Origin of the sequence: Pseudomonas sp. Irchel 3E13 (assembly GCF_900187455.1) — a bacterium.
In the GTDB taxonomy this organism is placed as follows: Bacteria; Pseudomonadota; Gammaproteobacteria; order Pseudomonadales; family Pseudomonadaceae; genus Aquipseudomonas.
Genome location: NZ_FYDX01000024.1, coordinates 43,379 through 62,929, shown reverse-complemented (window position 1 = coordinate 62,929; position 19,551 = coordinate 43,379). Strand labels below are relative to the sequence as shown.

At 63.3% G+C, this 19,551-nt stretch carries 13 protein-coding genes; all 13 read left to right on the top strand.

Annotated features, from left to right (window positions below; translation table 11 throughout):
• Positions 1–47: 47 nt before the first annotated feature.
• Positions 48–224: a hypothetical protein gene (locus CKW37_RS30160; RefSeq protein ID WP_010796831.1), complete on the top strand. Its 177-nt coding sequence runs from the start codon at positions 48–50 to the stop codon at positions 222–224.
• Positions 208–3,162 (top strand): sensor histidine kinase, encoded by a 2,955-nt coding sequence (locus CKW37_RS30155; protein WP_175651998.1) that lies wholly within the window; start codon positions 208–210, stop codon positions 3,160–3,162. Before CKW37_RS30160 ends, CKW37_RS30155 begins: the two co-directional genes overlap by 17 nt.
• A 22-nt stretch (positions 3,163–3,184) precedes the next feature.
• Positions 3,185–4,621 carry a sigma-54 dependent transcriptional regulator gene (locus CKW37_RS30150; protein WP_095159755.1) on the top strand — a complete coding sequence of 479 codons (1,437 nt, stop codon included), beginning with the start codon at positions 3,185–3,187 and terminating at the stop codon, positions 4,619–4,621.
• A 704-nt stretch (positions 4,622–5,325) separates the two neighbouring features.
• Entirely contained in the window at positions 5,326–6,714 is a 1,389-nt protein-coding gene (locus tag CKW37_RS30145; RefSeq protein WP_177454500.1) for a polynucleotide adenylyltransferase PcnB, read from the top strand.
• Between the two features lie 5 nt (positions 6,715–6,719).
• Positions 6,720–7,196, top strand: coding sequence for a 2-amino-4-hydroxy-6-hydroxymethyldihydropteridine diphosphokinase (gene folK / locus CKW37_RS30140; protein ID WP_095159753.1), 477 nt, complete (start codon positions 6,720–6,722; stop codon positions 7,194–7,196).
• A 251-nt stretch (positions 7,197–7,447) separates the two neighbouring features.
• The gene (panB, locus tag CKW37_RS30135; RefSeq protein WP_095159752.1) at positions 7,448–8,248 is read left to right on the top strand and encodes a 3-methyl-2-oxobutanoate hydroxymethyltransferase; all 801 of its coding nucleotides are present in this window, start codon (positions 7,448–7,450) and stop codon (positions 8,246–8,248) included.
• Complete coding sequence (panC, locus tag CKW37_RS30130; RefSeq protein WP_095159751.1) at positions 8,245–9,102, top strand: pantoate--beta-alanine ligase; 858 nt, start codon at positions 8,245–8,247, stop codon at positions 9,100–9,102. Before panB ends, panC begins: the two co-directional genes overlap by 4 nt.
• 165 nt (positions 9,103–9,267) lie before the next feature.
• The gene (pgi, locus tag CKW37_RS30125; RefSeq protein WP_095159750.1) at positions 9,268–10,932 is read left to right on the top strand and encodes a glucose-6-phosphate isomerase; all 1,665 of its coding nucleotides are present in this window, start codon (positions 9,268–9,270) and stop codon (positions 10,930–10,932) included.
• Positions 10,933–11,093: 161 nt separating this feature from the next.
• Positions 11,094–13,028 (top strand): acetate--CoA ligase, encoded by a 1,935-nt coding sequence (gene acs / locus CKW37_RS30120; RefSeq protein WP_095159749.1) that lies wholly within the window; start codon positions 11,094–11,096, stop codon positions 13,026–13,028.
• 129 nt (positions 13,029–13,157) lie between these two features.
• Positions 13,158–14,027: an oxygenase MpaB family protein gene (locus CKW37_RS30115; protein WP_095159748.1), complete on the top strand. Its 870-nt coding sequence runs from the start codon at positions 13,158–13,160 to the stop codon at positions 14,025–14,027.
• Positions 14,028–14,162: 135 nt separating this feature from the next.
• Positions 14,163–15,341 (top strand): acetyl-CoA C-acetyltransferase, encoded by a 1,179-nt coding sequence (locus tag CKW37_RS30110; RefSeq protein WP_095159747.1) that lies wholly within the window; start codon positions 14,163–14,165, stop codon positions 15,339–15,341.
• A 76-nt stretch (positions 15,342–15,417) separates the two neighbouring features.
• Positions 15,418–16,434 carry a class I SAM-dependent rRNA methyltransferase gene (locus CKW37_RS30105; protein WP_095159746.1) on the top strand — a complete coding sequence of 339 codons (1,017 nt, stop codon included), beginning with the start codon at positions 15,418–15,420 and terminating at the stop codon, positions 16,432–16,434.
• Positions 16,435–16,533: 99 nt separating this feature from the next.
• Entirely contained in the window at positions 16,534–19,470 is a 2,937-nt protein-coding gene (locus CKW37_RS30100; RefSeq protein WP_095159777.1) for a DUF748 domain-containing protein, read from the top strand.
• Positions 19,471–19,551 lie beyond the last annotated feature (81 nt).

Here is a 19,551-nt window from a genome sequence, read left to right as displayed (position 1 = left end):
GCCAATAATAAGTCCAGTTCGCAGCGGCAAAATCCAATGAGGCCAGCATGTACATCTATCGTTTGGTCCTGCTTCTGGTCGTGGGGATCTACCTGTTCTCCCCGGCCATCATGGACTGGTGGATCGACCCGACCGGTGCCTGGTATCGCCCTTACCTGCTCTGGCTGATCCTGATCGTCGTGACCTTTATCCTGCAGAGCCAACGTGATGCCGATGAGCTTTAGCCTGACCCAGATGATCCTGATCAGCGCCGCCTACCTGCTGGTGCTGTTCGGCGTGGCCTGGGTCAGCGAACGCGGCATGATCCCCCGAGCGATCATCCGCCATCCCCTGACCTACACCCTGTCGCTGGGCGTCTATGCCAGCGCCTGGGCGTTCTATGGCACGGTCGGCCTGGCCTACCAATATGGCTACGGCTTCCTCGCCTGTTACCTGGGGGTGTCCGGCGCATTTCTGCTGGCGCCGGTGCTGCTCTACCCGATCCTCAAGATCACCCGCACCTACCAGCTTTCCTCCCTGGCCGACCTGATCGCCTTCCGCTTCCGCAGCACCTGGGCCGGCGCCCTGACCACGGTGTTCATGCTGATCGGTGTGCTGCCGTTGTTGGCGCTGCAAATCCAGGCGGTGGCCGACTCCATCAGCATCCTCACCGGCGAGCCGGTCAAAAGCCGGGTGGCCCTGGCCTTCTGCGCAATGATCACGTTGTTCACCATCTTCTTCGGCTCGCGGCATATCGCTACCCGCGAGAAACACGAAGGCCTGGTGTTCGCCATCGCCTTCGAATCGGTGGTCAAGTTGCTGGCCATTGGCGGGATCGGCCTGTACGCGCTGTACGGCGTGTTCGGTGGCCCGCATCAACTGGAAGTCTGGCTGCTGCAGAACCAGACCGCCCTCGCCGCCCTGCACACGCCACTGCAGGAAGGGCCGTGGCGCACGCTGCTGCTGGTGTTCTTCGCCTCGGCCATCGTGATGCCGCACATGTACCACATGGCCTTCACCGAAAACCTCAATCCGCGCTCGCTGGTCAGCGCCAGTTGGGGCCTGCCGCTGTTCCTGTTGCTGATGAGCCTGGCGGTGCCGCTGATCCTCTGGGCCGGCCTTAAGCTCGGCGCCAGCACCCACCCGGAATTCTTCACCCTCGGCCTGGGCATCGCGGCCAACAACAAGGCCCTCGCCCTCTTGGCTTACATCGGCGGGCTTTCGGCCGCCAGCGGGTTGATCATCGTGACCACCCTGGCACTATCAGGCATGGCCCTGAACCATCTGGTGCTGCCGCTTTATCAACCGCCGGCGGAGGGCAACATCTACCGCTGGCTGAAGTGGACCCGCCGCGCGCTGATCGTCGCCATCATCGCCGCCGGCTTCGGTTTCTACCTGCTGCTGGGTGCGCAACAGGAACTGGCCAACCTCGGCATCGTCGCCTTCGTCGCGACGTTGCAGTTCCTTCCCGGTGTGCTCTCGGTGCTGTACTGGCCGACCGCCAACCGGCGCGGCTTCATCGCCGGCCTGCTGGCGGGGATCACCGTGTGGATGGTGACCATGCTGCTGCCGCTGGTCGGCAACCTGCAGGGCTTCTATATCCCGCTGCTGAACATGATCTACGTGCTGGACGACACCAGTTGGCACATGGCGGCCATCGCCTCCCTCGCGGCCAACGTGTTGCTGTTCACCCTGATATCGCTGTTCACCAATGCCAGCACCGAAGAGGTTTCCGCCGCAGAAGCCTGCGCCGTGGACAACGTCCGCCGTCCGCAGCGCCGCGAACTTCACGCCGCCTCGCCCCAGGAATTCGCCACGCAACTGGCCAAGCCGCTGGGGGCCAAGGCCGCGCAGAAGGAAGTCGAACAAGCGCTGCGCGACCTTTATCTGCCGTTCGACGAGCGCCGCCCCTATGCCCTTCGCCGCCTGCGCGACCGCATCGAGGCCAACCTTTCCGGGCTGATGGGCCCGAGCGTGGCCCAGGATATGGTCGAGACCTTCCTGCCCTACAAGTCCGGCAGCGAGAACTACGTTACCGAGGACATCCACTTCATCGAGAGTCGGCTGGAGGACTACCACTCGCGCCTCACCGGCCTTGCCGCCGAACTGGATGCCCTGCGCCGCTACCATCGACAGACCCTGCAGGAACTGCCGATGGGTGTCTGCTCCCTGGCCAAGGACCAGGAAATCCTCATGTGGAACAAGGCGATGGAAGAGCTGACCGGCATCCCCGCCAAGCGCGTGGTCGGCTCGCGCCTGAGCACCATTGTCGAACCGTGGCGCGGCCTGCTGCTGGGCTTCATCAACGTGCCCGACGAACACTTGCATAAACAGCGCCTGGGCCTCGATGGCCAGACCCGTTGGCTGAACCTGCACAAGGCCGCCATCGACGAGCCGCTCGCTCCGGGTAACAGCGGCCTGGTGGTGCTGGTGGAAGACCTCACCGAAACCCAGATGCTCGAAGACAAGCTGGTGCACTCCGAACGCCTGGCCAGCATTGGCCGACTGGCCGCCGGGGTCGCCCATGAGATCGGCAACCCGGTGACCGGCATCGCCTGCCTGGCGCAGAACCTTCGCGAAGAGCGCGAAGATGACAGCGAAATTACCGAGCTGAGCAGCCAGATTCTCGAACAGACCAAGCGCATTTCGCGCATCGTCCAGTCGCTCATGAGCTTCGCCCATGCCGGCAGCCACCAGCAAACCGACGAGCCGGTGTGCCTGGCTGAAGTGGCGCAGGACGCCATCGGCCTGCTGGCATTGAACCGGCGCAATTTCGAAGTGCAGTTCTTCAACCTGTGCGATCCCGATCACTGGGTCGAAGGCGATCCGCAACGTCTCGCGCAAGTACTTATCAACCTGCTGTCCAACGCCCGCGATGCCTGCCCCGCCGGCGCCGCGGTGCGGGTCAAAAGCGAGGCCAGCGAACATACCGTCGACCTCATCGTCGAGGACGAAGGCAGCGGCATTCCGAAAAACATCATGGACCGTCTGTTCGAACCGTTCTTCACCACCAAGGATCCGGGCGAGGGAACCGGGCTGGGGCTCGCTCTGGTCTATTCCATCGTGGAAGAGCATTATGGACAGATCACCATCGACAGCCCGGCCGATGTTCAAAGCCAGCGCGGCACCCGGATCCGAGTGACCCTGCCGCGTCATGTCGAAGCGACGTCCGCTGTGAACTGAGACCGTCGAGAGAATTGAATCAATGCCTCACATTCTGATCGTCGAAGACGAAACCATCATCCGTTCCGCCCTGCGCCGTCTGTTGGAACGAAACCAGTACCAGGTCAGCGAGGCCGGGTCGGTGCAGGAAGCCCAAGAGCGCTTCAGCATTGCCACCTTCGACCTCATCGTCAGCGACCTGCGCCTTCCCGGCGCTCCCGGTACCGAACTGATCAAGCTTGGCCAAGGCACTCCCGTGCTGATCATGACCAGCTACGCCAGCCTGCGCTCGGCCGTCGACTCCATGAAGATGGGCGCCGTCGACTACATCGCCAAGCCGTTCGACCACGATGAAATGCTCCAGGCGGTCGCCCGCATCCTGCGCGATCGTCAGAACGCTCCGGCAGCACCGCCCGAACGCGCCAACGGCAAGGCGGCCACAGGCGAGAAAGTCGCCGCCGGCAATGCCAATGGCGAGATTGGCATCATCGGTACCTGTCCGCCGATGCAGGACCTCTACAGCAAGATCCGCAAGGTCGCGCCCACCGATTCCAACGTCCTGATCCAGGGCGAATCCGGTACCGGCAAAGAGTTGGTCGCCCGCGCCCTGCACAACCTTTCGCGCCGCGCCAAGGCACCGATGATTTCGGTGAACTGTGCGGCGATTCCGGAAAGCCTGATCGAATCCGAACTGTTCGGCCACGAGAAAGGCGCCTTCACCGGTGCCAGCGCCGGACGTGCCGGTCTGGTCGAAGCTGCGGATGGCGGCACGCTGTTCCTCGACGAAATCGGCGAGCTGCCACTGGAAGCCCAGGCTCGCCTGCTGCGAGTACTGCAGGAAGGCGAGATTCGCCGGGTGGGTTCGGTGCAGTCGCAGAAGGTCGATGTCCGCCTGATCGCGGCGACCCACCGTGACTTGAAAAACCTGGCCAAGGTCGGGCAATTCCGGGAAGACCTCTATTACCGCCTGCACGTCATCGCGCTGAAACTGCCGGCGCTGCGTGAGCGCGGTGCGGACGTCAATGAAATCGCCAACGCCTTCCTCGCCCGCCAGGGAGCGCGCATTGGCCGTTCTGACCTGAAGTTCGCCCACGACGCGGAGCAGGCCATCCGTCATTACTCGTGGCCGGGTAACGTGCGGGAGCTGGAAAACGCCGTCGAGCGCGCGGTGATTCTGAGCGAGAGCCCGGAAATTTCCGCTGACCTGCTGGGCATCGACATCGAGCTGAGCGACCTGGAAGACCACGTGCACTTCGAAAACCTGCCGGCTATCGGCAGCGCAGCCAACGCCACCAGCCACGAGCCCACCGAAGATCTGTCGCTGGAGGACTACTTCCAGCACTTCGTCCTCGAGCACCAGGACCACATGACCGAGACCGAGCTGGCACGCAAGCTGGGTGTCAGCCGCAAATGCCTGTGGGAACGGCGCCAGCGCCTGGGCATTCCACGTCGCAAGAGCGGCGCTACCAGCGAGAGCTGAGGCACCGCCGCTGCTCCACAGGTAACAGTGAAGGCGTGGCACAAACTGTTACCTCTTGGCGGCGACGTAACAAAAACCGGGGTTTACGGTAACGAAATCCCGGTTTTTTTTCGCCTCGAATTGGCCCCCGAAACTACCTAACCCCTTGTTTTACTGGGGTTTGCAAAAGTTGGCACGGCACCTGCTATATGTTCGGTACAAGAACAATAACAAGCACAGCAAAACACAATAAAAATAAGACGAATCGGCTCACGCACAATAAGAACAATACGGCGGAGGCGCAGCTAACTGATTCTTTTGGAGAGGAGTTGTGTTTGGGGCTTGCCCCACAACCGGGCAGAGAACAACAAAAACTGCACTCAAGCAGAGCCTGAACTGGTTGGATCGAGAGATCATCGCAACATCGGCGACCAAAGCAATCCGTTTGCTCTTGTACTCCCGATTAGGGAGACGATCCACAAGCCTTGTGGCGTTTTGTGGATAGGGCGTGAATAAAAACAAGAAGCCCGACAAAAAAACAATAAGAGCACGCAACTACTTCTTGGGGAGCTTCGGCTCCCCTTGTAGTTTCTCCCTTCTGCGAAGCTTCCTACACAGCCATTTTTCGGGCGCCTACACCCTTTTCTGACTAAATGCTAGAATCCACGCCCATCATGCGGCCATTCTACGTTTATGGCCGAAAATTCCTTCAAACAGTGCATCCCATGCTGAAGAAGCTGTTCCAGTCTTTCCGTCCCCCCGTGCATGTCCAGCACCATCGGCGCACCACGCCCGAGGTGATCAACAGCGCACAACATTCGCTGCAGCGCAGCCAGTTCAGCCGCCACGCGGTGAGCATCGTCGAGCGCCTGCAAAGCGCCGGCTACCAGGCCTATCTGGTCGGTGGTTGCGTACGCGACATGCTCTTGGGCATCAACCCCAAGGACTTCGACGTCGCTACCAGCGCCACCCCCGAGCAGGTCCGTGCGGAATTCCGCAACGCCCGAGTCATCGGTCGACGCTTCAAGCTGGTCCACGTCCATTTCGGGCGCGAGATCATCGAAGTCGCCACCTTCCGCGCCAACCATCCGGTGGATGAAGAAGAAAACAGTCACCAGTCTTCCCGCAACGAGAGCGGACGGATCCTGCGTGACAACGTCTACGGCACCTTGGAAGAAGATGCCCAGCGCCGTGACTTCACCATCAACGCCCTTTACTACGATCCGGTCAGCGAGCGCATTCTCGATTACGCCAATGGCGTACACGACATCCGCAATCGCCTGCTGCGCCTGATCGGCGATCCGACCCAGCGCTACCAGGAAGACCCGGTCCGCATGCTGCGTGCCGTGCGTTTCGCCGCCAAGCTGAACTTCGGTATCGAAAAGCACACCGTGCAGCCGATCCGCGAACTGGCACCGATGCTGCGGGAAATCCCGGCGGCGCGGCTGTTCGAGGAATCGCTGAAGCTGTTCCTGTCCGGACACGCCGCCGACACCTTCGAGATGCTGGTGGACCTGCAACTGTTCGATCCGCTGTTCCCGGCCAGTGCCCAGGCCCTGGAAGAGCACCCGAACTACACGCACACGCTGATCAGTCAGGCGCTGATCAACACCGACCTGCGGATCAAGCAGGGCAAGCCGGTCACCCCGGCGTTCCTGTTTGCCGCCCTGCTCTGGCCAGCCCTGCCGGGTCGCGCCCTGTACCTGCAAAGCCGCGGCATGCCGCCGATCCCGGCCATGCAGGAAGCCGCCCACGAGCTGATCGCCGAACAGTGCCAGCGCATCGCCATTCCGAAGCGCTTCACCCTGCCGATCCGCGAAATCTGGGACATGCAGGAACGCCTGCCACGCCGCAGCGGCAAGCGTGCCGACCTGTTGCTCGACAACCCGCGTTTCCGTGCCGGTTACGACTTCCTGCTGTTGCGTGAAAGCGCAGGCGAGGAAACCGAGGACCTCGGCCAGTGGTGGACCGACTATCAGGAATGCAACGAAAGCGAGCGCCGCGAGATGATCCGCGAGCTGGGCGGCCGTGAAGAAGGCAGCAGCGCCGGCCCACGCAAACGCAAGCGCAGCCCGAGCAAGCGCAAGCGCGTCGACAGTGGCACAGGCGAGTAAGCAGCATGGTCCGCGTCTACATCGGCCTGGGCAGCAACCTGGCCAATCCGCAGAAGCAGTTGCGCAGCGCCATTGAAGCGCTGGCACTGCTACCGGATACACAGGTCGCCGGCGTTTCGTCCTTTTATGCCAGCGATTCGCTGTCCCCCGGCCAGCCGCGCTACACCAACGCCGTGGCCGCGCTGGACACCACGCTCGAGCCCATTGCGCTACTCGACGCCCTGCAAGCCATCGAGGCGGATCAGGGCCGCGAACGCAAGGAGCGCTGGGGCCCGCGCACCCTTGACCTGGATATCCTGCTGTACGCCGACCGGGTCATCGACGAACCGCGACTGAAAGTGCCCCACTACCACATGCACGCCCGCCCGTTCGTGCTCTATCCCCTGGCCGAACTGGTGCCCGAAGGCTTCCGGTTGGCAGATCAGCGGCCCCTCTCGCAATTACTGGCAGATTGCCCGTTCGTCGGCCTCGAGCGCCTGTAACCGGGCGTTCCCCCAGCGGTAACGCCCGTAACAGCCACGACGTAACAATGCGGTAACACGGTAATTGACTTCCCCCCTCGCGCTCACGACTATAGGCGTCCCGTGGCACCCCGGTGCCATAAACAAGGCGTAAATAGGCCTGGAACAGATCCAAACCCAAACACCACGATCGATGATGTGCTGTTCCAGAAGATGAATACATGCGTTGTACGCAGTGGTTTTTCACAGCGCCTGAACGAGGATTGCTTTTCATGCCAGACGTAACCTTGACCACCCTCCAGGCCCTCAAGGCCAAGGGTGAGAAAATCGCCATGCTGACCTGCTATGACGCGACCTTCGCCCAGACCGCGAACCGCGCCGGCGTGGAGATCCTGTTGGTGGGCGATTCCCTGGGCATGGTCCTGCAGGGCCATGACAGCACTTTGCCGGTGACCAATTCAGAAATGGCCTACCACGTCGCCAGCGTCAAACGCGGCAACGAAGGTGCGCTGATCCTGGCCGACCTGCCCTTCATGGCGTATGCCACCCCCGAGCAAGCCTTCGCCAACTGTGCCCAGCTGATGCAGGCCGGTGCGCACATGGTCAAGCTCGAAGGCGCCGCCTGGCTGGGCGACACCATCCGCCTGCTGGCTGAGCGTGGCGTGCCGGTTTGCGCCCATCTGGGCCTGACCCCGCAAGCGGTGAACATCCTCGGCGGCTACAAGGTCCAGGGCCGTCAGGAAAACCAGGCCCGGCAGATGCGCGCCGACGCCATCGCCCTGGAACAGGCGGGTGTCGCAATGCTGCTGCTCGAGTGCGTGCCGAGCGAGCTGGCCGCGGAAATCACCCAGGCCGTGGGCATTCCGGTCATCGGTATCGGCGCTGGCAGCGCCACCGATGGTCAGGTGCTGGTCATGCACGACATGCTGGGCCTGTCGCTGACCGGTCGTACACCGAAGTTCGTGAAGAACTTCATGGCCGGCCAGCCGGACATCCAGAGTGCTTTCCAGGCCTATGTACAAGCGGTCAAGGACGTCAGCTTCCCCGGCACCGAACATGGGTTCAGCGCATGAACACCGTCAAGACCGTTCGCGAGCTGCGCGCCGCCGTCGCCCGCGCCCGCAGCGAAGGCAAGCGGGTCGGTTTCGTACCGACCATGGGTAACCTGCACAGCGGCCACGCGGCCCTGGTGACCAAGGCCGCCCAACGCGCCGATTTCGTCGTCGCCAGCATCTTCGTCAACCCGCTGCAGTTCGGACCCAGCGAAGACCTCGACAAGTACCCGCGCACCCTGGCCGCCGACCAGGAACGCCTGCTCCAGGCCGGTTGCCACCTGCTGTTCGCCCCCACCGTCGAAGAGATGTACCCCGACGGCATGGGCGTGCAGACCCGGGTCAGCGTTCCGCACCTCTCGGAAGGTCTCTGCGGCGCCAGCCGTCCCGGCCACTTCGAAGGCGTGGCCACGGTAGTCAGCAAACTGTTCAACATGGTCCAGCCGGACCTGGCCATATTCGGTCAGAAGGACTTCCAGCAACTGGCGGTGATCCGCGCGCTGGTGCGTGACCTGAACATGCCGATCCAGATCATCGGCGAGCCGACCGTGCGCGCCGACGACGGCCTGGCGCTGTCCTCGCGCAACGGCTACCTGAACGACGAACAGCGCGCCATCGCGCCAAGCGTCTACCGCACCCTCAGCCAGATGGCCGAGGCGATCCGCCAGGGTCGTCGCGACTACCCGGCGCTGATTGCCGAAGGCCAGCAAACGCTACAGACCGCCGGCCTCAAACCGGACTACCTGGAAGTACGCCAGGCGCTGAACCTGCGTCCGGCCGGCGAAACCGACCGCGATCTGGTGATCCTGGTGGCAGCGTTCCTCGGTGCCACCCGCCTGATCGACAACCTGCACCTGAATCTCGACGAGAAGTAAGCTCGAAGAGCAAGTCCGTGCCATCATCCGAAGGCCAGACCGTGTCTGAATGACATATCTCAATGGCATTTGCCGGCCCGCCGCGAAATAATCCGCGAGGGCCGGCAAACGGTCCCGGGTACACAGTGTCCAAGGCAGTTCAAGCAACCAAGGAAACCTGCAGCGATGGCGTATTACCGCACTCCTCATGATGTCACCGCTCTGCCAGCCTGGCAGGCACTCCAGCAACACCGCGAAGCCATGCAGGATTTCAGCATGCGCGAGGCATTCAATGCCGAACCGCAACGTTTCAACCAATTCTCCCTGAGCAGTTGCGGGCTTTTCCTCGACTACTCGAAAAACCTGATCAACGCCGAGACCCGCACCAAGCTGGTCGGTCTGGCCAATGAAGTCGGCTTGAAAGAGGCGATCGACGCCCTGTTCGCCGGCGAGATCCTCAACGCCTCCGAAGGTCGCCCGGCCCTGCACACCGCGCTGCGCCGCCCGGTCGGCGACAAGCTGAGCGTCAACGGCGTCAACGTGATGCCGGACGTACACAAAGTGCTGAACCAGGTCACCGAGCTGGTTGGCAAGATCCACGACGGGCTGTGGCGCGGCTACAGCGAGAAGCCCATCACCGACGTGGTGAACATCGGTATCGGCGGCTCGTTCCTCGGCCCGGAGCTGGTCTCCGAAGCCCTGCTGCCCTACGCCCAACGCGGCGTGCGCTGCCATTACCTGGCGAACATCGATGGCAGCGAATTCCACGAGCTGTCGGCCAAGCTGCGCGCCGAAACCACCCTGTTCATTGTTTCCTCGAAGTCCTTCAACACCCTGGAAACCCTGAAGAACGCCCAGGCCGCCCGCGCCTGGTACCTGGCCCAGGGCGGCTCGGAAGCCGAGCTGTATCGCCACTTCATCGCCGTTTCCAGCAACAAGGCCGCTGCGGTGGCCTTCGGTATCCGCGAAGAGAACATCTTCCCGATGTGGGACTGGGTGGGCGGGCGCTACTCGCTGTGGTCGGCCATCGGTCTGCCGATCGCCCTGGCCATCGGCACCGCCAACTTCAAGGAACTGCTGTCCGGTGCCTACACCATGGATCAGCATTTCCAGAACGCGCCGTTCGAGCAGAACATGCCGGTGCTGCTGGCCTTGCTCGGGGTCTGGTACGGTAATTTCTGGGGCGCGCAGGCTCATGCGATCCTGCCGTACGACCATTACCTGCGTAACATCACCAAACACCTGCAACAACTGGACATGGAATCAAACGGTAAATCCGTCCGTCAGGACGGCACGCCGGTCAACCACGACACCGGCCCGGTCATCTGGGGCGGCGTAGGCTGCAACGGCCAGCACGCGTATCACCAGTTGCTGCACCAGGGCACCCAGTTGATTCCGGCCGACTTCATCGTTCCGGTGGTCAGCTTCAACCCGGTTGCCGACCACCATCAGTGGCTGTACGCCAACTGCCTGTCGCAAAGCCAGGCGCTGATGCTCGGCAAGACCCGCGCCGAAGCCGAAACCGAGCTGCGCGAGAAGGGCATGGCCGAGGCCGAGGTGCAGAGGCTGGCGCCGCACAAGGTGATCCCTGGCAACCGCCCGAGCAACACCTTGGTGGTGGAGCGGATCAGCCCGCGTCGTCTCGGCGCGCTGGTGGCCATGTACGAGCACAAGGTCTTCGTGCAGAGCGTGATCTGGGGCATCAACGCCTTCGACCAATGGGGCGTGGAACTGGGCAAGGAGCTCGGCAAAGGCGTCTACCAGCGCCTGACCGGCGGCATCGAAGAGCCTGCCGAAGACGCCTCGACCCAAGGCCTGATCAACTACTTCCGCGGCCGTCACCGCGGCTGACCGCCTAACGCTGCCCCCGAACATGGCCGGGGGCAGCGACTACACTGTCCTGACCCGGCAGCCTTGGAACATCACGGCGAAGACCCGCTCCCCCGCGTGCAGCAGGAGCGTCGCCGCTGATGAAGGCAACGCCGTCCCATAACAACAGGACAGGTTGTGCCATGTTCGAGATCAGTACCTTCCCCAAAGCCGACGCCGTCAGTCGCGCCGCCGAAATCAGCCAGGCCGACTACGAACGCCTCTACCGCCAATCGATAGAACAGCCCGATCAATTCTGGACCGAGCAGGCCAAACGCCTGGACTGGGTCAGCCCGTGGAGCGCGATCCAGGAGTGCGACATCCGCACCGGCAAAGCCGTCTGGTTCAAGGACGCGAAACTCAACGTCAGCTACAACTGCCTCGACCGCCACCTGGCCAAACACGGCGACCAGCCGGCGATCATCTGGGAGGGCGACGACCCGAGCCGTTCCGCCACCCTCAGCTATCGCCAGGTGCACCAGCAAGTCTGTCGGCTGGCCAACGTACTCAAGCAGCGCGGAGTGAAAAAAGGCGACCGGGTGTGCATCTACATGCCGATGATCCCGGAGGCGGCTTTCGCCATGCTCGCCTGCACCCGCATCGGCGCGATTCACTCGGTGGTGTTCGGCGGTTTTTCCCCCGACGCCCTGCGCGACCGCATCCTCGATGCCGACTGCCGGACGGTGATCACCGCCGATGAAGGCGTACGCGGCGGCAAGACCGTCGCCCTCAAGCAGAACGTCGACAAGGCCCTGGCCAGTTGTCCGAATGTAAACAGCATGGTGGTGGTCAAGCGTACCGGTGGCAAGGTCGAATGGAACGACCAGCGCGACCTCTGGTATCACGATGCCATCGCCCAGGTCAGCGACGACTGCCCGCCCGAACCGATGGACGCCGAAGACCCGCTGTTCATCCTCTACACCTCCGGCAGTACCGGCAAACCCAAGGGCGTGCTGCACAGCACCGCCGGTTATCTGCTGCAGGCAGCCATGACCTTCAAAGTGGTGTTCGACTACCGCGAAGGTGAAGTCTTCTGGTGCAGCGCCGACGTCGGCTGGGTGACCGGCCACAGCTATATCGTCTACGGACCGCTGGCCAACGGGGCCACCAGTGTGATGTTCGAAGGCGTGCCGAACTACCCGGACGCCTCGCGTTTCTGGCAAGTCGTCGACAAACATCAGGTGAACATCTTCTACACCGCGCCCACTGCCCTGCGCGCCCTGATGCGCGAAGGCGAAGGCCCGCTGAAAAATACGTCGCGCAAAAGCCTGCGCCTGCTCGGCAGCGTTGGCGAACCGATCAACCCGGAAGCCTGGGAGTGGTACTTCAACGTCGTCGGCGAGCAACGCTGTCCCATCGTCGACACCTGGTGGCAGACCGAAACCGGCGCCACGATGCTGACCCCACTGGTCAGTGCCCGACACATCAAGCCCGGCTGCGCGACCAAGCCGATGTTCGGCGTCCAGCCGGTGCTGCTGGACGAGAAAGGCCAGATCATCGAAGGCCCCGGCGCCGGCATGTTGGTGATCAAGGCCAGTTGGCCGGCGCAGATCCGCAGCGTCTACGGCGATCACCAGCGGATGATCGACACCTACTTCAAGCCCTTCCCCGGCTATTACTTCACCGGCGACGGCGCCCGCCGCGACGAACAGGGCGACCTGTGGATAACCGGGCGCATCGACGACGTGATCAATGTGTCCGGCCACCGCATCGGCACCGCCGAGGTGGAAAGCGCGCTGGTGCTGCACGACAGCATCGCCGAGGCGGCGGTGGTCGGTTATCCCCACGACCTCAAAGGCCAGGGCATCTACGCCTTTGTCACCCCGATGAACGGCATCGAGCCAGACGAGGCGCTGAAAAAAGAGCTGCTGGCGCTGGTCAGCAAGGAAATCGGCAGCTTCGCCAAACCGGAGCTGATCCAGTGGGCACCGGCATTGCCCAAGACCCGCTCGGGCAAGATCATGCGGCGGATCCTGCGCAAGATCGCCTGCAACGAGCTGGACAACCTGGGCGACACTTCGACCCTGGCCGACCCGGGCGTGGTGCAGGGGTTGATCGATAAGCGGCTCAATACCTGATAGAACGTTTCCCTGGATTGGGGGACCTATCGCGAGCAAGCTCGCTCCTACAATGCCCGTAGGAGCGAGCTTGCTCGCGATAAGGCTGCACAGCGCCCCCACGCTTCGGAAACCGACATCAAGGCCCCCATGGAACCCCTTCGCCGCCGTATCGAAACCCAAGTCATGAGCCTCACCGGCCTCGCCCTCGGCCAGCTCGACCTGGAAAACCCCAAGGGCGACCCCGGCCTGTTCGGCCCGCAAAGCGTGTGCTGGCAAGTGCACGGCGACTTTCCCAGCATGCTGGTCGGTGGCATCAGCGCCCTGATGCTGCAGGTCCTGCACCCGCTGGCGCTGGCAGGCGTCTGGGATCACTCCAACTTCCGCGAGGACATGCTCGGCCGCCTGCGCCGCACCAGCCAGTTCATCTCCGGTACCACTTTCGGCTCGACCCGCGACGCCAACTGGCTGATCGAGCGGGTACGCACCATCCACCTGCAGGTCGTCGGCACCGCCGCAGATGGTCGCCCGTATGCCGCCAGTGACCCGGACCTGCTGACCTGGGTGCATGTCGCCGAAGTGAGCAGCTTCCTCGCCGCTCACCTGCGCTACCGCAACCCGCACTTGAGCGACGCGGCGCAGGACGCCTATTACAACGAAATCGCCCTGATCGCCGAACGCCTCGGTGCTCGCGATGTGCCGCGCTCCCGCCAGGAAGTCGCGGACTACCTGCGACGCATGCGCCCGCAACTCCAGTGTGATGAACGCAGCCGCGAAGTGCTCCGCGTCCTGCTCGACGCCCCGGCGCCGAGCCGTCTGGCCAAGCCGGTCGGCAGCCTGATGATGCAGGCCGGGATTGGGCTGCTGCCGGACTGGGCCGCGGACATGCTCGCGCTCAGGCAAGGAGCGCTGAAACAGCGAGCGGTCGGACTGGGCATCAATACGGTGGCCCCGGTGCTGCGCTGGGCGATGCGCGATGGATCGGCGCACCGGGCACGGCGGCGGATGGGGATCAGTTAAGCCCGGCGCTACGCTTGAGGGCCTCGGCACCGGACATCTCCAATCCACCGCCATCTATGCCACTATGTCGCCCGATCGAAGCCACAGAAGCTTCAGCGTTCCCACGCTAAATCCAACAATAATGAGGACCCGCGCATGCAAGATGTCGTAATCGTCGCCGCCACCCGTACTGCAGTCGGCAGTTTCCAGGGCGCGCTGGCCACAATTCCAGCCGTTGACCTGGGCGCCGCCGTGATCCGCCAGTTGCTGGCCCAGACCGGCCTGGACGGCGAGCTCGTCGACGAAGTCATCCTCGGCCAGGTACTGACCGCCGGCGCCGGACAAAACCCGGCACGCCAGGCCGCGATCAAGGCCGGCCTGCCCCACGCTGTTCCGGCCCTGACCCTGAACAAGGTCTGCGGCTCCGGCCTCAAGGCCCTGCACCTCGCCGCCCAGGCGATCCGCTGCGGTGACGCCGACATCATCATCGCCGGCGGCCAGGAAAACATGAGCCTGTCCAACTACGTCATGCCCGGCGCCCGCACTGGTCTGCGCATGGGCCATGCCAGCCTGGTCGACACCATGATCAGCGACGGCCTGTGGGATGCGTTCAACGACTACCACATGGGTATCACCGCCGAGAACCTGGTGGAGAAGTACGGTATCAGCCGTGAAGAACAGGATGCCTTCGCCGCCGCTTCCCAGCAGAAAGCTGCGGCCGCCATCGAAGCCAAGCGCTTCGTCGACGAAATCACCCCGATCCTGATCCCCCAGCGCAAAGGCGACCCGATTGCCTTCGTCACCGACGAACAGCCCCGGGCCGGCACCACCGCCGAATCCCTCGGCAAGCTCAAGCCCGCCTTCAAGAAGGACGGCAGTGTTACCGCCGGCAACGCCTCGTCGCTCAATGACGGCGCCGCCGCCGTGATGCTGATGAGCGCGGCCAAGGCGCAAGAACTGGAGCTGCCAGTACTGGCGCGGATCAAGGCCTACGCCAATGCCGGGGTCGACCCGGCGATCATGGGCATCGGCCCGGTCAGCGCCACCCGCCGCTGCTTGGACAAGGCCGGCTGGACCCTTGACCAGCTCGACCTGATCGAAGCCAACGAAGCCTTCGCCGCCCAGGCCCTGTCGGTGGGCAAGGAGCTGGGCTGGGATGCGAGCAAGGTCAACGTCAACGGCGGCGCCATCGCCATCGGCCACCCGATCGGCGCGTCGGGCTGCCGCGTGCTGGTCACCCTGCTCCACGAAATGATCAAGCGCGATGCGAAAAAAGGTCTGGCGACCCTGTGCATCGGCGGCGGCCAGGGCGTTGCCCTGGCAATCGAACGCTGATCGACACGGGAGGGGCCGCGCTGGCCCCTCCTCCGCCCCGACGGTAAACTGCACGCCCGCAACCAAGGCCCCGTGCATGTCCTCCTTGAATCAGGCGCTGCGCGCCGCCCTCGATAGTCGCCAACCCCTTCTCGCTGAACTGCATGCCCAAGGCACCGACTGTTACCGCCTGTTCCATGGCAGCCAGGAAGGCGTGCCCGGCCTGACCGCCGACCGCTACGGCCCGCAACTCATGGTGCAGAGCTTTCACCAGACACTGGAACGCGACGCCCTGCTGGACCTGCACGCCAGCATCGAGCAAAGCCTCGGACAACCGCTGCAACTGGTCTACAACGACCGCTCGCGGGGCAACAGCCGAATCGACCGTCAGGACACGGTGTACCAAGCGACCGAGGAAGCGTTGGAGGACACCGTCGGCCATGAGTGGGGGCTGAATTACCGAGTGCGCGGCCGTCATGCCGGGCAGGATCCCCTGCTGTTCCTCGACCTGCGCAATGCCCGTGGCTGGGTCAAGCAGCACAGCGCCGGCAAAAGTGTGCTCAACCTCTTTTCCTACACCTGTGGGGTCGGCCTGAGCGCGGCAGCCGGCGGTGCAAGCGAGGTGTGCAACCTCGATTTCGCCGAAGGCAACCTGGCTGTCGGTCGCGAGAACGGTGCGCTCAATCCGCAACTGGCACCGATGGACTTCATCCAGTCCGACTACTTCCCGGCAATCCGCCAACTGGCCGGGCTGCCCATCAGCCAGCGGCGCGGGCAGAAGCTGCCGTCCTATGTGCGCCTGGAAGCCCGGCAGTTCGACCTGGTATTTCTCGATCCGCCGGCCTGGGCCAAAAGCGCGTTCGGCACGGTTGACCTGCTGCGCGATTACCAAAGCCTGCTCAAACCGGCCTTGCTGACCACCGCCGAAGACGGCGTGCTGATCTGCAACAACAACCTGGCCCGGGTCGACATGGACGACTGGCGCGAACAGGTGCTGCGCTGCGCGGAGAAAGCCGGTCGCCCGGTGCGCGAGTGGCAGGTGATCAGCCCGGCCGCGGACTTCCCTTCGCACGATGGCCGCCCGCCGCTGAAGACATTGGTGCTGCATCTGTAGGGCACGCAGACCGGGGGCTGTCGGGTTTTCCCGGCAACCGCCGGAACTCGATTAACGTGCCATACTCTAAGCGTCCCGCTTCCTATGCAGATGCCGCACATGTCCAAAGGATTGACCCGCGCCCTCGGCGCCCTGCTGGCCGCCCTCGCCCTGTACAGCCTTCTTGGCTTCTTCATCCTTCCCGGCGTCGCCCTTCGCATTGCCAACCAGCAACTGGCCCAATACGCCACCGTACCGGCACAGTTGCAGCGCATCGAACTCAACCCGTTCAGCCTGGAACTGACGGTCTGGGGCCTGCAGATCGGTGACCCGGGCAAGGAGCAGATCGGCTTCGAACGCCTGTACGCCAATCTGCAACTGGACAGCCTGTGGAGCGGCGCCCTGCACCTGGACAGCGTCGAACTGGTCAAACCGCGCACCGAGCTGTTGTTCGCCAAGGACGGCAGCCTGAACCTGACCCAGCTGTTCAAGCTGCCGCCGAGCGAGGCGAAGCCCGAAGCGCCGGCCAGCGATCCGTTCCCGCTGCGCATCGGCAGCATCCGCCTGAGCGACGGCTACCTGCACTTCCAGGATGACCGCCCAAGCGAGCCAATCGAATTCCTCTACGACTCGATGAACCTGGAGCTGAAAAACCTCAGCACCCTGCCCGACGACAACACCGACATGACCCTGGTGGCGGCCGGTCCGAACGGTGGACACATCGACTGGAGCGGCACGTTCAGCCTGTCGCCGATCGCCTCCAAGGGCACGCTGAAAATCACCGACGGGAAAATGAAGGCGTTCTGGCCTTATGTGCGTGACGCCGTTCCGCTGGTGCTGGAAAACGGCGTGTACAACCTGCAGACCGACTACAGCATCAGCCTGGCCAAGGAGACCGAGCTTCTGCTGGACAACACCGCGCTGAGCATCGCGTCCTTTGCGATCAAGGCCCCCGATGGTCGCCCGCTGGTGCGCCTGGCCAGGCTGGACGTGTCGGAAAGCTCGGTAGACCTGGCGAAGCAGTTGGTGACCGTCGGCAAGATTCGCAGCGAACAGTTGGAAACCTGGGCAGCTCTTGAAGCCGACGGGCAACTGGATTGGCAGAAACTGTTCGCTAGCCAACCAGCCAAGGCCACTCCCAAGGAGAAAGCCGAGCCAGCCACCGCTGAGCCTTCCGCCAAGGAAAAAGCCGCGCAGGATGCTCCCGGCAAGCCATGGCAAGTGCTGTTGCGCGACACCCAGTTGCGCAACTATCAGGTGCATCTGGCCGATCGCACGCAAAAGGAAGCCGTCGCCCTTGATGTCGGCCCGATCAACGTTGATCTGCAGAATTTCGACAGCCTGAACAAATCGCCCTTTACCCTCAAGCTCGACAGCGGCGTCGGCAAACAGGGCAAGCTGCAGGCGTCCGGCGAGGTCAACCTGGCGCCGGTCACGGCGAAGCTCAAGGTCAGCACCCAAGACATCGACTTGCGTATTGCCCAGGCCTACATCAGCCCGTTCATTCGCCTGGAACTGCGTAGCGGCATGCTCGGCAGCGACCTTAATGTCGACCTCAAGAGCACCGAGCCACTGGCCTTTGCCATTACGGGCAAGGCCCGGGTCAACCAGTTGCACACCCTGGACACCATCAAGAACCGCGACTTCGTCAAATGGCAGCAACTCGATCTGGACGGCATCGAATACCGTCACGGTGATGCCCTGAGCATCGCCAAGGTCAATCTGCTCCAGCCTTACGCGCGCTTCATGATCAACGAGGACCGCACCACCAACGTCGACGACCTGTTGATCCCGCAACCTGCCGACAGCGGCGCGAAAAGCCAGGCCAAAGCCGCGCCGGGCAACGACAAGCCTCTGGGCGTGCATATCGGTCAGATCGACATCAACGACGGCTCGGCCAACTTCGCCGACTTCAGCCTCACGCCCAACTTCGCCACGGCGGTCCAGCAGCTCAACGGCCAGATCGGCACCATCGACAATCGCCAGCCGAAGCCGGCCAAGGTCGACGTGAAAGGCAAGGTCGACCGTTACGCGCCAGTCATCATCAAGGGCGCGCTCAACCCGTTCAATCCGATGGCCAGCCTTGATATCGCCACCAGCTTCCGCCGGGTCGAGCTCACCACGTTGACACCCTATTCCGGCAAGTTCGCCGGTTTCCGCATCCGCAAGGGCCGGCTGAATCTCGACCTGCACTATGTGATTACCAACGGCCAGCTCAAGGCCGAGAACAAGGTGGTGGTGGAGCAGTTGCAACTGGGCGAGAAGGTCGACAGCCCGGATGCCGTGGACCTGCCGATCCGCCTTGCGGTGGCACTACTCAAGGACACCGAGGGCAAGATTTCCATCGAGTTGCCGGTCACCGGGGACCTGAACAACCCGCAGTTCAGCGTCATGCCGATCGTTTGGCAAACCTTGCGCAATCTGGTGCTGCGCGCGGCGCAGGCGCCGTTCAAGTTCATCGGTGGGCTGATTGCCGGTGGCGGCTCCGAGGATCTCGGCAACGTCGCCTTCGCCCCCGGCTCCAGCGATCTGAGCACTGATGCCCAGGGTGCCCTGGACAAGCTGTCCGCTGCCCTGAAAGAACGCCCCGCCCTGCGCCTGGAAATCGAAGGCACCAGCGCCCAGAGCAGCGACGGCCCATTGATTGCCCAGCAACGACTGGAGCGTGAATACCAGAGCACCTACTACAAGATCCTCCAGCGCCGCGGCGACAAAGTCCCGGCCCAGGCGTCGATGCTGCAGGTGCCGGAAGGCGATAAGCCGGCGATGCTTGAAGGCATCTACCGCACCCGTCTCAAGCAGCAACCGCCCGTGGAGTGGGAGCAACTGGACACAGAGCAGCGTGTCGGCCAGATGCGTGATGCCGTGCTCAAGACCTGGGCGGAGAGCGCTGTACTGCTGCGTCAGCTCGGCCAGGCAAGGGCCAGCAGCATCAAGGATTACCTGGTGGACAAGGGCAAGCTGGAAGACGAGCGGGTCTACTTCGTCGATGCCAGCCTGGGCCAGGCCGAGTCCGATGGCCGGGTGATCTCACCTCTGCACCTCGACGCCGAGTAGTTTTCGACCGACAAAAAAGAGCCCCGGCATTGCCGGGGCTCCGTGCGCCCAAATCCTTTTGGGCTGTCGCATGAACCGTCA